Source organism: Algoriphagus jejuensis (genome assembly GCF_039523455.1).
GTDB lineage: Bacteria > Bacteroidota > Bacteroidia > Cytophagales > Cyclobacteriaceae > Algoriphagus > Algoriphagus jejuensis.
On the sequence record NZ_BAAAFI010000014.1, the window covers coordinates 45,324 to 59,508 of the forward strand.

Annotated in this window: 13 protein-coding genes; 6 read left to right on the forward strand and 7 right to left on the reverse strand. The window is 46.4% G+C overall.

What is annotated here, in order from left to right; genetic code table 11:
* Positions 1 to 28 precede the first annotated feature (28 nt).
* From ABD031_RS13100 to ABD031_RS13110, 3 genes are all read right to left on the reverse strand, one after another.
* Positions 29 to 1,867: a M1 family metallopeptidase gene (locus ABD031_RS13100; protein ID WP_343852172.1), complete on the reverse strand. Its 1,839-nt coding sequence runs from the start codon at positions 1,865 to 1,867 to the stop codon at positions 29 to 31.
* Positions 1,868 to 2,099: 232 nt separating this feature from the next.
* Complete coding sequence (locus ABD031_RS13105) at positions 2,100 to 2,699, reverse strand: TetR/AcrR family transcriptional regulator (protein WP_343852174.1); 600 nt, start codon at positions 2,697 to 2,699, stop codon at positions 2,100 to 2,102.
* A gap of 274 nt (positions 2,700 to 2,973) precedes the next feature.
* Entirely contained in the window at positions 2,974 to 3,678 is a 705-nt protein-coding gene (locus ABD031_RS13110) for an NUDIX hydrolase (RefSeq protein ID WP_343852176.1), read from the reverse strand.
* Positions 3,679 to 4,163: 485 nt separating this feature from the next.
* On the opposite strand from ABD031_RS13110, the gene ABD031_RS13115 reads away from it, so the two are divergent.
* Entirely contained in the window at positions 4,164 to 5,444 is a 1,281-nt protein-coding gene (locus ABD031_RS13115) for an APC family permease (protein WP_343852178.1), read from the forward strand.
* Between the two features lie 49 nt (positions 5,445 to 5,493).
* Here ABD031_RS13115 and ABD031_RS13120 read toward each other — a convergent pair whose 3' ends face one another.
* The 3 genes from ABD031_RS13120 to ABD031_RS13130 form a co-directional block, all read right to left on the reverse strand.
* A complete protein-coding gene (locus tag ABD031_RS13120; protein ID WP_343852180.1) occupies positions 5,494 to 5,937 on the reverse strand; it encodes a DUF1572 family protein in 444 nt (147 codons plus the stop codon).
* The gene (locus tag ABD031_RS13125) at positions 5,937 to 6,767 is read right to left on the reverse strand and encodes an N-acetylmuramidase domain-containing protein (protein WP_343852182.1); all 831 of its coding nucleotides are present in this window, start codon (positions 6,765 to 6,767) and stop codon (positions 5,937 to 5,939) included. The genes ABD031_RS13120 and ABD031_RS13125 overlap by 1 nt, the downstream gene beginning before the upstream one ends.
* A gap of 83 nt (positions 6,768 to 6,850) precedes the next feature.
* On the reverse strand, positions 6,851 to 8,239 hold the full coding sequence (locus ABD031_RS13130; RefSeq protein WP_343852184.1) for a DEAD/DEAH box helicase: 1,389 nt from the start codon (positions 8,237 to 8,239) through the stop codon (positions 6,851 to 6,853).
* A gap of 183 nt (positions 8,240 to 8,422) precedes the next feature.
* Here ABD031_RS13130 and ABD031_RS13135 point away from each other — a divergent pair, with 183 nt between their 5' ends.
* From ABD031_RS13135 to ABD031_RS13155, 5 genes are all read left to right on the forward strand, one after another.
* The gene (locus tag ABD031_RS13135; protein ID WP_343852186.1) at positions 8,423 to 9,481 is read left to right on the forward strand and encodes a carboxypeptidase-like regulatory domain-containing protein; all 1,059 of its coding nucleotides are present in this window, start codon (positions 8,423 to 8,425) and stop codon (positions 9,479 to 9,481) included.
* Between the two features lie 18 nt (positions 9,482 to 9,499).
* On the forward strand, positions 9,500 to 11,368 hold the full coding sequence (locus ABD031_RS13140; protein WP_343852188.1) for a gamma-glutamyltransferase family protein: 1,869 nt from the start codon (positions 9,500 to 9,502) through the stop codon (positions 11,366 to 11,368).
* 160 nt (positions 11,369 to 11,528) lie between these two features.
* On the forward strand, positions 11,529 to 12,068 hold the full coding sequence (locus ABD031_RS13145; protein ID WP_343852190.1) for a GNAT family N-acetyltransferase: 540 nt from the start codon (positions 11,529 to 11,531) through the stop codon (positions 12,066 to 12,068).
* Between the two features lie 165 nt (positions 12,069 to 12,233).
* Positions 12,234 to 12,677, forward strand: a complete 444-nt coding sequence (locus tag ABD031_RS13150; RefSeq protein WP_343852192.1) for a peptidylprolyl isomerase — start codon at positions 12,234 to 12,236, stop codon at positions 12,675 to 12,677.
* 184 nt (positions 12,678 to 12,861) lie between these two features.
* A complete protein-coding gene (locus ABD031_RS13155) occupies positions 12,862 to 13,464 on the forward strand; it encodes a hypothetical protein (protein ID WP_343852194.1) in 603 nt (200 codons plus the stop codon).
* Here ABD031_RS13155 and ABD031_RS13160 read toward each other — a convergent pair whose 3' ends face one another.
* A complete protein-coding gene (locus ABD031_RS13160; protein ID WP_343852195.1) occupies positions 13,465 to 14,169 on the reverse strand; it encodes a TrmH family RNA methyltransferase in 705 nt (234 codons plus the stop codon). It abuts the gene before it with no gap.
* Positions 14,170 to 14,185: the final 16 nt, after the last annotated feature.

Here is a 14,185-nt window from a genome sequence, read left to right on the forward strand (position 1 = left end):
TGTTTTTGTATACTGTTTAAAGTGGAGCCTAAAACTCCACTTTATTTTTATCCTGCTCTATATCCGCCATTCTTTTGCTCGGATCTATTTCCACAGATTTGATAGTCTTGAAGTCCCTGGTGAGCACCAGCGTTTTGGATACATTTGTCCATGGCCATGCTTCGGTATGAATACGTGTTGGCATGTCAGTTTGCGCTTCCTTTTCCCCTCTCATGATTACCAAGGGCAGATAAATCGACTCGGCAGTACCATCTTTATAGGTAATTACCAGATCTATAGGCATCGGCATCAGTCCGATCCGCTCCAGCGTAATTTCGGTATTCTCCCCGCTTGATCTTACTTCTTTGATACTGTAGTTGATTGTCTTGGTAGTATTTGCAAAATACTCCTTATACCAATCCAGCTCCATGCCGCTTTCCATTTCCATAACTCGGATAAAATCGTTCACATTTGGATGGCGAAATTTCCAAGTACGGAAATAGCGCAACATTGCTCTATCCCTTACGTCCTCACCCATAATATAGCCCAATTGGGCCAGGAATACAGCTCCTTTGGAGTAGGATGAAGTACTGTAGGAAGAGTTGAGTTGAAAGTGATCTGCGTGAGTCGACAGGGGTTCTTCCGTACCCGATTTCGCCAGCTTATAATATCCGGCATAGGCAGCGCGTAGAGGATCTTTGCTTGGCTGGAATATTGCTGACATCGTCAGTGCACTGGCGTAGCTGGTAAACCCCTCATCCATCCAGGGATAAAGTGCTTCATTCGATGCCAATACACCATGAAACCAGCTGTGTGCCAGTTCGTGAACCATCACTCCTACCAAGCTGTTCAGGGAACGCTCACCGGTGATCAAGGTGGCCATCGCGTACTCCATTCCTCCGTCTCCTCCTTGGATTACCGAGAATTGCTTATAAGGATATTGACCGAAGTTTTTGGAAAGAAACTCAATCGCCTTTGGAGTGTATTCCTTTAGCTTCTCCCAGGATTCAGAGGTCTTTTCACCGGGAATATACAGATGATGAACCGTGATACCATTCGACATTTTAATCTTGTCATGCTTGTAGTTGGGATCTGCAGCCCACATAAAGTCATGGACCTTGGGCGCAACAAAATGCCAGGTTAGTGTATTTCCTTTTTGTTCTGCAACCTTATCCCCCCCTTCTTCATAGCCATAGCCGATCTCATTAGGATTCTTCAGATAGCCAGTACCTCCTAAAACATAGCTTTTGTCGATGGTAATTTTGACATCAAAATCTCCGAAAATTCCATAGAACTCCCGCCCGATATAGGGATTTGCATGCCAGCCCTGTTCGTCGTAATTGGCCATCTTTGGATACCATTGAGACATAGAGAGTCGCACACCTTCGGAATTGTCTCTTCCTGATCTACGTATTTGTTGCGGCACCTGACCTTCGAATTCCATCTCAAAGGTCACTGTAGCGCTTGGTAAAATCGGCTCTGCCAAATCGACCTCAAGAATGGTTTCCACTTCCTTGAACCTGACAGACTTACCGTTCATTTTCAAGTTTTTAGCGTGGATAAATCCAATCTCGTCGGGCTGCAATTTGGAAATCCGATCTCCTACTCTCCGATCAGGATCAGAAATGGTGCGTGACCTTACATCCATCATGCTGCCCGGTTGGAAGGCATTGTAATACATATGATAAAAAACCCGAGTCAGCGTATCCGGTGAGTTGTTGGTGTACTCCAGTTTTTGAGTCCCTTTGTATTGGTTAGTTTGGACATCCATCTGGACGTCTATCTTGTAGTCAACAGCCTGCTGGAAACGTCCAGTCTGTGCGGAAACCGCAAAAGTTGTCGCAAAAAGAAAAAGCCCCAGAAAAGGCTTTATCGTATTGATGAGCATAGGAATGGTTGATTTTTCTGCAAAGAAAACCAATAGCCCAACTTCGCCCAAACCAGCGGTATAAAAATCAACTGCGGATGTTTTAAAAACGGCCGCTTACCAAACTAATCCTAGCTGCGTAAAAACGAAAGAGGCCGTCCCCAGTAAAGGCAGCCTCTCTGTTATACTTTAACCCTTAATTTGATCTATCTTATAATTATGCAATATCTACTGTAATTGAACCAGCTCCTTTTTAATTCTGTAGGTAAGCCAAGGACCGAGGGCGCTGTTGGCAGGCGATCATCTTCGCTTCGCTCGCCAGATCTGCAAGCCAGCTATAGGTAAATTGCTCTGAAGTCACCCTGCAAACCATCGCATCTCTGGTCAGGCCCCAAAGCTTCTCGGCGACCTCAATGGAAGATTCCAAATAGTCACTCCAGCACGGAATCGCCGCAGCGGCAATCCGTGAATTGAAATAGTTTAAAGTCTCGTGGAATAGCTCGGTCTCTCTATTTTTCGCCAATTGAATCTGAAAAAAAAACGACTCCTTATGTTCAATCAAAAATTCAAAGTATTCGGGGTTGAAATTTCGAATTTCTCGAATCTGTTGGGTTAAGGAATCCAATCTTCCCCGGTGCTCGTTCATCAGGCATTCGACAAAACTTTCTCGGTCTTTAAAGAAGTAGTAGAAACCTGATTTGTTTTTGCCGAGGTTTCTGGCGACCCGTTCAATCTGAATGGAAGACGGACCCTCTGCAGAAAATATCGTGTATCCTTCATCCAACCAAGTCTGCATACTCCCCTTTTTTCCGTGCTCCTTTGATCTACCAATCCTTCCAAAATCTCTATTCATAATATCCTGATAGTGAACTTTAAAAATGAAAATGAAAAATTAAATGTATTTCATACATTTATAAAGCTAGCAAAAGAGATCAGAATGTCAAATCGCAACGATCGATTTTCTGTAAACCAGGAAAATTCAATTTTGAGAATGATTTTTCTTTGTTTTTTCAGGCGAAAAATTGGCCGAAACGAAGATTCACGCCATTCAATCCCAGCAATTCTTAGATCTTAAAAAGCATCGGTGCTTTTTTCCTCCGAAAAAACAGAAAAGGATAAGCAGACTTTTAAAAACCAAAGCTATACCCCTCCTGAGAGAGTTTTTGGTAGGTTTCCTGATTGAACTTATACAGGAACGAGCCCTTTTTGGAAGTTGACTTGTCTTTTTTAGTGAGAGGAATCAAGAGACCGGAGTTGAGTAGTTTTTTCCTGAAGTTCCGACTATCGATCGGATGATCAAGAATAGCCTCGTACACCATAAGTAATTGGCGAAGTGTAAATTCCTCCGGCAAAAGCTCAAAACCGATCGGCCTAAATCTTGCCTTTTCCCGCAAATTGGCAATTGCCAGTTCTGCCATTTCACCGTGATCCAAAACCAGTTCGGAAATTCGATCAATGGAAATCCACTTGGTTTCGTGAGACCTGACATTGAATTCCAGGTGGTTTTGGTCAACGCGTATCAAGCTCCAATATGCAATCGCAACGACTCGGCCTCCAGGATCCCTATCAAACCGACCAAAGCAATGAAGTTGCTCCATGTAGATGTTTTCCAGCCCTGTCAACTCAAAAAGAATTCGCTCGGCGGCTTCGCTTACGGACTCCTCTACTTTCACAAAGCGGCCCAGCAGAGACAGACATCCTGCGAACGGCTCCACCTCTCGCTTAAAAACCAGCAACTTAAGCTTGGTCTCCTGGATACCAAAAATAATGCAATCCACTGCTGTCAGCATGGGCTTAACATCTTCATATTGAGGAGAAAGATACTTCGTCATAGAAGTTAGATTTCTAGTCTGTTAGTTTAACTGTATACCTAAAATACAATCATTAAATATAGGACGTGAATCTTTTGATCCCAATCGAAAAAACACCCAATGGCAGAAACAGGGCCTAATCACCGTCATTTATAGGTTTTTTAACTTAAAATAATTTAGACATACGGTACTTTGCCAGTATCCGCATAAACTATTCATCGCAACTTTCAACAACAGCAAAACGCAAAATTGGTCAACGGTCTTCGAGCCCCATTGACCAAGAAAATTCGTAAACTGGCAGATTCGCGTAAATGCAGAAAAATAATTTATCGATGTGGCCAGTTACGTTGAAAATCAACTTAGTCTCCTGTCCAAAAAATTTCTATCCAGCCTAAATTGCCTGTAAACCGCACATGCACTATTTTGATGAAGTGCTTGCCAGCCGTTCATAAATCTATTAACCGCACCTTGTCATTTCTTACTGTTTTCGCTAAAACCGGCCGTCATTGAGCACTTCGTCCAAAATTTCCTGGAAGTCTGCTGCGGCTTTGGTCGTGGCTAATATGATCGGAACTGGAGTTTTCACCAGTTTGGGATTCCAATTGGCAGAAATACAAAACACTTGGTCTATACTGTTGCTATGGACACTTGGTGGTATGTTGTCCTTGATCGGAGCACTTGTCTATGCAGAGTTGGGCACTCACTTCCGGAAAACCGGAGGCGATTATGTCTTTCTTTCCGAGACTATCCATCCGGCTGTTGGTTACTGCTATGCGTGGGTGTCACTGACTGTGGGCTTTTCCGCACCCATTGCTATCGCCGCTATGGCCATTAACGGCTACTTGAGTCCTATACTCGGGGACAGCATTTTGCCGGGACTCTTTTTGCTTCTTTTTGTTCCTATAGCACATGTCTTTTCAATTCGGCGATCTGCCGGTGTACAAAACTTTTTCACCCTGATCAAAATCACTTTCATTGTGATCTTGATTGGACTCGGCTTTTCGCTTCCATCCACCGTGGAATTTTCCGCTGTTGATTTTTCTTCTACTTGGCAAAAGGAAGTATTGGTGCCGGGATTTGCGGTGTCTTTAATCTATGTGTTCTACGCCTACACCGGTTGGAATTCCGCAGCGTACATCATCGAGGAAATCGATCAGCCCGAAAAAAACCTGCCCAAAGCGTTGATTTGGGCGACGGTCTCAGTAATGATCTTGTATATCCTGCTGCAGCTTGCCTTGCTCAAGCATGCGACGGTCCAGCAACTTGCCGGGGAGGTCGAGGTCGCCGACATTGCTTTTGGCAACCTGCTCGGGAGCAATGGAGCACTGTGGGTTAGTCTATTCATCGGTATTCAACTGATCGCGACGATCTCCGGCTACGCATGGGTGGGCCCCAGAATTACCTATGCCATGGCTAGGGATTTTCGACTTTGGAGGCCTCTCGCAGCAGTCAACTCCCAGGGAGTGCCAGTGAGGGCCATATTTCTCAATACCGCTCTGAGTCTTATCCTCTTTCTTTCGGGATCTTTTGAGCAGATCATGCTCTACGCCGGATTTGTACTCCAACTGATGGGGACGATCACAGTCTATTCCTCCCTAAGGATCTCAAAAGAAAGCGGATTTAGGAGTCCATTGAAACCCTGGCTGCAATACCTCTACCTGAGTTTCAGCAGCAGTGTGCTGGTTTATCTTTTTTGGGATCGACCGGGGGAAAGTTTCGCGGGACTGGGGATCGTGCTCTTGGGCGCAATTATTTATTGTTTCGACAAAAAGGTACCTCATCACTAAACTTTCGATCTCTCTCACCTTAGCGTTGCCAAAGTCTAATTCAGCACGCCTAGCCCAGCAGTCTCCGATGATAGTTAACCTGCCCCAGGTGGTAATTGAAATGTCCATAAAGATGAATCAGAAAAAAGCCTATGGTCATCTGATAGCCGAAAAAAGTCTGCACGGACATATCGCGAATTCTATCCGGTGCCAACCCTAAAAGAGAACTTTCCACAATCGATTTTACTTCCTCCAGTTCCCTCAACAACTCCTCGCGCGACACCCCCTTGCCGCCAAATTCATGATCTCTGTTTCTCACATAGGGAATATTGCCGAGATCCAATCCGATGAATGTCCGAAGATTTCCCAGCAGATGCAGCGCCAAATTGCCAGCAGAATTCGCGATTTCCCGATCGACGATCCAAAGTTTAGTCTCGTCGGTATAGGCAGATAGCTCCGCACCCAGCTTTTCTAAATCTCTCTGAAAAAGCTGATTTAGTTCTTTTGTGTTCATTAAGAATGACTTAGGAATTTTTTGTAGGCGTTGGCCATTTTAATATCGTATTTGTTTTGCGCATAGGCAGGCCCATTATAGCATTTTGCAAACGCAGCCCAGTTTTTTTGTCTAAGATGGTTGATGCATCCAAATGCCGTGATATATCTTCCGAATGCATCGAGGTGATTTCGCTCATGAACTTCCATCTGATCGACAAAATCCTGCACTGAGCTATAACCGAGTTTGGAAGCGTGATAACCCATGATTTGATAGCTGCCCCAAGATGCCGAACCCAAGGCCGCGGCTCTCACTTTAGGATTGGTGTGAATACCGGCAGCTTTCTCCATGCGGTCATATTCTTTCGGGCCACCTACATAGTGTGCTCTGGTCCAGCGGGAGTAAAGCACATCTGCGTTGGATGCATTGGCAAGAGTAGACGGATTGATTCCGGCTTTCTCCAACAGTCCCCAAAAAACATGGCCTTCGAAAAGGATCTTTGTCCTGCCGTCTACAAAAAAGCCTTTGCCGCTGCTCTCTACTTCATTGACAGCCTTAACCGCAGCGAGTTCAAGATTGTTTTTACTTGCAAAATTCTTTAAATCCTGCTCCGACAAAAATTTATCTCCAAGCACTTGGGCAGGTTTGGCTTTATCAATGAGGATGGTCCAGGTTTTCACTCCCACTTCCCCGTCAGATACCAGGCCGTTTTTCAACTGGAAATCCTTGACCGCCACAGCAGTCAAATCTCCAAAATAGCCTGTGGCCGGATTCTGGTATCCTAGATTTATGAGAAGTTCCTGAAGGTAAGAGACCGATGGTCCTCTTGATTTCAATTTGATGGTTTGCATGGAGTGCTGGGGTTTGGGTTTAAAAATAAAAAGTACTTCAAGATACCTGAAGTACTATATAAACCAAAACAAACCTCTGAATATCAAGATTCAATTACATTCTTTCGTTGTCCGAATTTGCTGAATGTCTCGGTTGTTTCATTTGCAACTGGAGCAGATTTAGGAGTTTCTGGCCTCGGAGCTGCCTGAGGCTTTGGAGCATTTGAACGTGGCTTGGAATCATGCGCAGGACTTCTACCTTCTCCTGCTTGCTTATTATTTGGTTTCTTCTTTTTCTTGTTTTTAGGTTTAGATCCCGATGAAAGTGCACCCGATGGTTTTGACTTTTCTCCCGCATATTCAGGACCGCTTTCAAAACCCTCTGGAAGAGAATTTTGAGTGATATTCATCCCGATCAACTTTTCAATTCTGACGAACTTGTATTGATCTTTTGGATTGACAAAAGTGATCGCTTCGCCTTCTTTATCTGCTCTGGCCGTTCGTCCTACGCGATGTACATAGTCTTCGGGATCACTTGGTGTATCAAAATTGATAATCAATTCAATACCAACCACGTCGATCCCACGCGAAATGATGTCGGTTCCAATCAAGATCTTGACTGCTTTATTTTTGAAATTAGACATGATCTTTTCCCGCTCGACCTGCTCCAGGTCAGAATGGAAAGCCTCAATATCAAACTGTTTTCTGAGCACTTTGTACAACGCTTTCACTTTGTCTTTGGTCGACGCAAAGATGATCACCGCTTCGTAGGCTTTCTTAGAAAGAATATATCGAACCAAATCCTCCTTTTGGGTATCGTAAACCGAGTACATGGATTGCGTCACGCCCTCGGCAGTCTTACCGATCGCCAAGGAGATTTCCTCCGGTCTATTCAGAAATTTCATACTGAACTGACGGATCTTTGGAGGCATAGTCGCCGAAAATAGAATTGTTTGGCGGTTTTGAGGGAGGTAGTTGACAATTTTCAAAATGTCATCCGAAAACCCCATGTCCATCATTCGGTCGGCTTCATCTAGGATCAGATGTTCCAAAGAGCTAAGGTCAATTTTGCCGCCAGCAAGCAATGCGATCAAGCGACCAGGCGTGGCAACGACGATTTCAGCGCCGGTTTCAAGTGCTTTCTTCTGTTGCTCCCACACGATACCGTCTCCACCTCCATAGATCGGAACAGAACTGATTCCGAGGAAATAGGAAAATCCCTGAATCTGCTGGTCAATCTGAATCGCCAATTCGCGAGTTGGTGCCAAAATCAGGGTGTTAAGTGTACCGGATCCTGATTTCGAAATTTTATTGAGAATAGGTAGTACAAAAGCGGCAGTTTTTCCTGTTCCGGTCTGTGCGCAGGCGATCAAATCCCTCCCTTCTAAAATAACCGGAATTGCCATCTCCTGGATAGGTGTAGGGCGATCAAAGCCCATGGCGTCGAGCCCTTCCTGTAGCGAGGGCTCAAAATTGAATGCTGTAAAACTCAAACTAGTGATGATTTATTGGGGAAAATTGGCCTCCAAAACTTAAGACCCTCTCAAATATAAGCCCTTAATGCATAGAAAGCCAATCGATAGCCGTCTGATGACGTTCTCCTAAGCCCAAATCAATTCATTTAGCAACATTCCAAGGTTTGCCCTATATTAGTTTACCGTCCAATGTGTATCCAAATGATCTTTCAAATAAGACTATTCGGTTTTTTCTCCAGCCTTTTCCTCGGATTTTCGTTGATTTCCCCAGCGCAGAATTTTAGCCTGCAAGGCCGGATCATGGACTTTGATTCCAAGGAACATATCGAGGGAGCCGCTGTCACGCTACACAACACCGCTTTTGGTACTTTCAGCAATGGTGCCGGAAATTTCCAAATCGATAATATCCTTTCAGAAAAATACACCCTAGCGATCACTGCCCCTGGATATAATAGGCATGAAAAAGTAATCCGACTCGAAGCAGATCTTGAGCTGGGTACCATCTACCTGGTTAAATACGGAAGTGAGGGAACAGGTGCCGCATTGCAGAAAACAATTCGGGCAACCAACGTCAGCCGGCAGTTAGTTGAACGGCCCAACCTGATGGGTAACACAATCTATGGGATTTCTCCCGAGCCAAAAAAAGTAGAAGGCAACTTCTACTTGGACAATCAGTGGAATGTCGCCTCGATCCTACTCTATCGCGAGCAGACGGTATTGGAAGGATTCCGGGTCCGCTATAACATCAACTCCAATATGTTTGAACTCATGGAACCCGAAAAACAGCTCGTCTCAGTAATGCCGGGCTTGCGGATTCAAAACATCGTCTGGATGGACAGCGCATACAATGTTCCCCGTTATTTCGTCAATGGCATGGATTTCAAAGAGGATGGTGTACCGATATCAGGCTTCTTCGAAGTGATTGTCGAAGGAGAGCTTCCATTGATGCGAAGGACGATAGCCGTATTCAAAGAGTCCAACTACAACACCGCCCTGATGGTCGGCAACCGAAATGATCAGATCATCAAGCGGAATGTCTATTACTATCTGCGAGGAAAAGACCTTTTTGAGGTACCTAAGCGCCGGAAAAAGCTGTTTCCGATCTTTGACGAAAAAGCGGAAGAGATGAAGGCCTTCGCCCACGAAAATGAAATTGATCTAAAAGAAACAGGCGCAATCTTCCAGCTTTTCACCTACTATAATTCCCAATTCCCAGGCTTTGTCCCCATTATGGAGCAGCTGCTTGATGACAACAACTAATTGACCGACTACCTTACTATGAGAAATCTCTACTTCATCGTTTTCCTTTTTAGCGCTCTGGAATCAGTGGCACAAGGCCTTCCCGGTCTTGGAGCAGGCACCATCGGCACCAACAAGCCCATCCTTCACGGCAAAAACTGGGTCGCCATCACCGGCAAACCCCTCGGAGCCACTGCTGGAGCTCAGATCTTCCAGCAGGGAGGGAACGCCGTCGACGCCGCCTGTGCGATGATTGCGGCCACTTCCACCATGTGGGACGTACTCTCCTGGGGTGGTGAAACCCAAGCCCTGATCTACCACCCGGTAGAAAAAAAAGTCATTGCAATCAACGCCCTGGGATATGCACCCAGCGGTGCGACAGTGGACTTTTACAAAGGTCAGGGCATGCCTTATCCTCCCGAATATGGCCCCTTGGCGGCCACCACTCCCGGAACACCAGGAGGTATCATGACCATGCTGGCCGAATACGGGACCATGAGTCTGGAAGAAATTTTGCAGCCTGCCATGGAGCTCGCCAAAGGCTACCCAATCGAGGCACAAACCGCCAATGCGATCGAAGCACAAAAGGACAGGATCAAGCAATGGCCGTATTCCAAAAAGGTTTTCCTGACTCACCTGGGTGAAAAAAGGGAAGCGCCCGAGCCGGGTGAAATCTTCGTGCAGGACGATCTTTTCCAAATGTTATCCAAACTAGTAGCTACCGAGCAAGAGGCGCTCAAAGCGGGAAAAAGCCGAAAGGAAGCCATCTACGCTGCCTATGACCGCTTCTACAAGGGTGACATCGCCAAGGAGATCGTTCGGGGAACAAGAGAACAAGGTGGGCTTTTCACCGAAGCAGACCTAGCTAATTGGAAGGTGAAAATCGAGGAACCGCTTCACGTGAACTACAAAGGGGTCGACGTCTATAAGCTGCAGGAATGGACGCAGGGCCCGGCGTTGCTCCAGTCTCTGAACATCCTCGAGAACTTTGACCTAAAAAGCATGGGCTACAACTCCGCCAACTACATCCACACGGTCTATCAGGCGATGAACCTGGCCTTTGCCGACCGGGATTTCTACTATGGTGATCCGGCTTTTGTCAAGTCTCCGATGGAGGGGCTACTGTCCAAAGACTACGCAAAAGAACGCGCCAAGCTGATCGGTGCCCAAAATGATCCCAAGATAAGCGCAGGCGACCCCTACCCTTTCCAAGGGGAAACCAACCCCCATCTGGATCTTTTGAAAAAGCAACAACTCGCCCTCGCCTCGTTGGATCCCGCTGAAATAGACTCGCATGCCGATGAGAAATTCATCAGCGAATTCCAAAGTGGGACCACCTCTGTACAGACAGCCGATGCCGAGGGTTGGGTCGTCTCTGTGACACCCAGCGGCGGATGGATTCCAGCCGTCATCGCCGGCAATACCGGGGTGGGGCTTTCCCAGCGCATGCAGAGCTTTGTCCTGGACGAAAACCTCAATCCCTACAATCTACCCGAACCCGGCAAGCGACCAAGGGTAACCTTGACCCCAAGCTTGGCTCTGAAGGACGGCAAGCCGCTCTTGGCATTTTCCGTACAGGGAGGAGATTCCCAAGACCAAAACCTGTTGCAGTTTTTCCTCAACATCGTCGAGTTTGACATGAATGTACAGGAGGCCGTCGAGGCCGCCAACTTCAATTCCTATCAGATGCAGAGTTCCTTTGGTGCCCACGAGATTAAGCCGGGCGGGATCACCCTGCGGCTGGACACACCGGACTGGGTACGGAGAGACCTGCTCAAGCGGGGTTATAACATGGATTTTTGGACGAAAACCTCCGGACCGATCACCGCGATCGGGCTGGATTGGAAGCATAGCACGCTCTGGGGCGGCGCCAGCAACTACGGAGACGACTATGGCATTGCCTGGTAAGTGGGGCATCGCTATTTAAGATACAATCGCCGATAGGAACTGCCTCAAACGCTTTAGCTTCTCGGCGCTAGACAATTCCGCCTAGTATTTCGGAGCACAAGGTTAGAGATGGCTTTGGAAAAATAGCGGATTATCGTAACACGTTTATCTAATTTCAAAAATGAAAATCTCTTCAGTCTCAGAACTGATTTTGAACCGCGTTCACCTTGAAGATCAGCCCACTTTGTTTCAGATGATGGACGAAATCTATCGAGCTGGCTACCGGGACTTTTGGTTGGATCAGGGTGATTGGTATGTGGATCTGAGCTACAATCCGCTGACCCTGGAAAAGGAACTCAATCGGGCACGGAGCCACTATTTTTTTGTAGAGCTTGCGGGCCGAAAAATTGGAATCCTCAAGTACGAATACCCTTTTTCACCCCGGCAGATAGAGATTCCGGAGGCAATGAAACTGCATCGGCTCTACCTTCACCCAGAATTCCACGGAAAGGGCATCGCTCCCACCCTCCTACAACACTGTGAATCCATAGCGCGTGAAAATGGGCTCAAGACGATCTGGCTGGAAGTCATGGCCTCACAGCCCCAAGCCAAGAAATTCTACCAAAAGATGGGATTTGGGCATTTGTTGAGTTATAGACTGGACTTTGAACTACTCTTGCCATCGTATCGTGGAATCGAAATTTGGCAGAAGAACCTCTAAACAGAGTTCTCCGTGGGCAAGCTCCCAGCCTGAGGTCGAGAAAGACTTTTACATGCGATTTTCTTGGTTTTTAATTTTGATAGTCAAAGTACGGTTGCTAAGTCCTATTTTTGCGTTCCAAATTCTTTTGACCCCAGGGTCGGACAAACCAGAAATTTTAAACTGATGAAAACTGCAGAAATTATTACTGTAAAAGGAACCATGAAAGTGGAGTTCTATGAAAAAGACGCTCCCATTGCTGTTCAAAATTTTATTGACCTTTCAAAGAAAGGCTTTTACGATGGGCTTACCTTTCACCGTGTGATCCCCAATTTCGTAATCCAAGGCGGATGCCCGATTGGCAACGGCGCCGGAGGACCTGGATACAAGATCAAATGTGAGCTGGACGGTGAAAACCAATACCACGACCGAGGCGTCCTCTCCATGGCGCATGCAGGCAGAAATACCGGAGGCTCCCAGTTTTTCATCTGCCACAGCCGCGACAACACGGCTCATCTGGACAGAAACCACACTTGCTTTGGCAAAGTGGTAGAAGGCCTGGATGTCATCGACGCGATCAAGGCGGGCGACAAGATCGAAAAGATTGTAGTCAGCGAAACAGAAGCTTAGTCAAAAATCCCTCTCCCGAGGGATTTTTTTTGCCTTTCACTCTCCCAGCGCCTGCAACACCTTGGAGATTCTTCTTTTTTCAAATGTATTCCCGGAGTGACTTGAATTTGACTCTAGAATAGATTAAGCGACTTTTCTGCATTGGAATGGTAATTGATTGATAGCGAGTTCTATCTCGAAATCCATGTCCAAAACCTACAGTCTCCTCCTACTCTTCCTGATTGTCCACCTCCCCAACGCCGCCTTTTCACAACGGTACGGCACCGCACTTGGACTCAGGTTTGGTAACTCTCAGCTCAACCGCACCGTCGGATTGACGATGCAACAGCGTGTCTTTGAACATGTGACTTTGGAGGGAATTATCCAGTCGGACTTTGATCGGAATACCTACTTTTCGCTCCTTGCGCAAAAACACAAACCCATCATCTCGAAGCGTTTCAATTATTATTTAGGAGGGGGAATTGGACTTGGAAACGAGGAAAGCTTTGTGAAGAATCCGGGAACCAAGGAAATCATCCATACCTATGGCAATGCGACAGTTGGGGTGGATCTGGTGGCGGGCATCGAGCTGACCGTCGCCAATGCCGTCATCGCCGTGGACTACAAGCCGAATATCAATATAAGCGGCCGGGAAGAGTTTTACAGAGGACAGGTCGGGATCTCGGCTCGTGCCGTTTTGGTGAAAAGCAAGGAGCAAAAGCGTCGGCAGAAAGAACGCCAGAAAGCTAAAAAATCTTCGAGAAATCCTCCCAAAAAGCCTTTTTCCGGCTTGTTCAAAAAAAACTGATCAGATCTTATTTTCGAAATTCTTCCGATATACCTTCTCGTGGATGTCCGAGTTCTTCACAATTGCCCGATACCACTTCATCCGCAGCTCGTTCTTTTCAGGATCAGAAAGATGAAAGTTTTCGATGTCCAACTTCTCTGCTTTTCTCACCAGGTCAAAAAGAAAGATCGACGCAGCCACTGAGATATTAAAACTGTCGGTAAAACCCTGCATCGGCACATGAACCAATCCGTCAGACTTAGACTTGACTTCTTCGGAAATCCCCTCGTGTTCGTTACCAAACACTAAGGCCAACTTGTGATCAGGCCGGAGGTCGTACAATGAAATCGAGTCAGCACTTGGGCTCGTACCGTAGATCTTGTAGCCCTTTTTCCGGAGGGAATAAAAACAGGCGTCCACGGAGTTGCCACCGACTTGGTAGTATTTGTGCAAATCCACCCATTGGGATGCACCCCGGGTGACAAAAGGATTCACCTTGTATTGGTCCGTTTTCTCTATCACATGAATGTCCTGAAGCCCAAAACAATCACAGGTTCGGATCACCGCACTGGCATTATGGGGCTTGAAAATATCCTCCAGCACGACTGTGAAATGACGCGTTCGTTTGGCTAAAACCCGCTCTATCACGGCCTTTTTATGTTTGGTGATATACTGGCCGAGATAGTCTAGGAGGCCGGGATCAAAGGTGTTTTGTTCTTCACTCATAGCAAAAAAAGGGGCT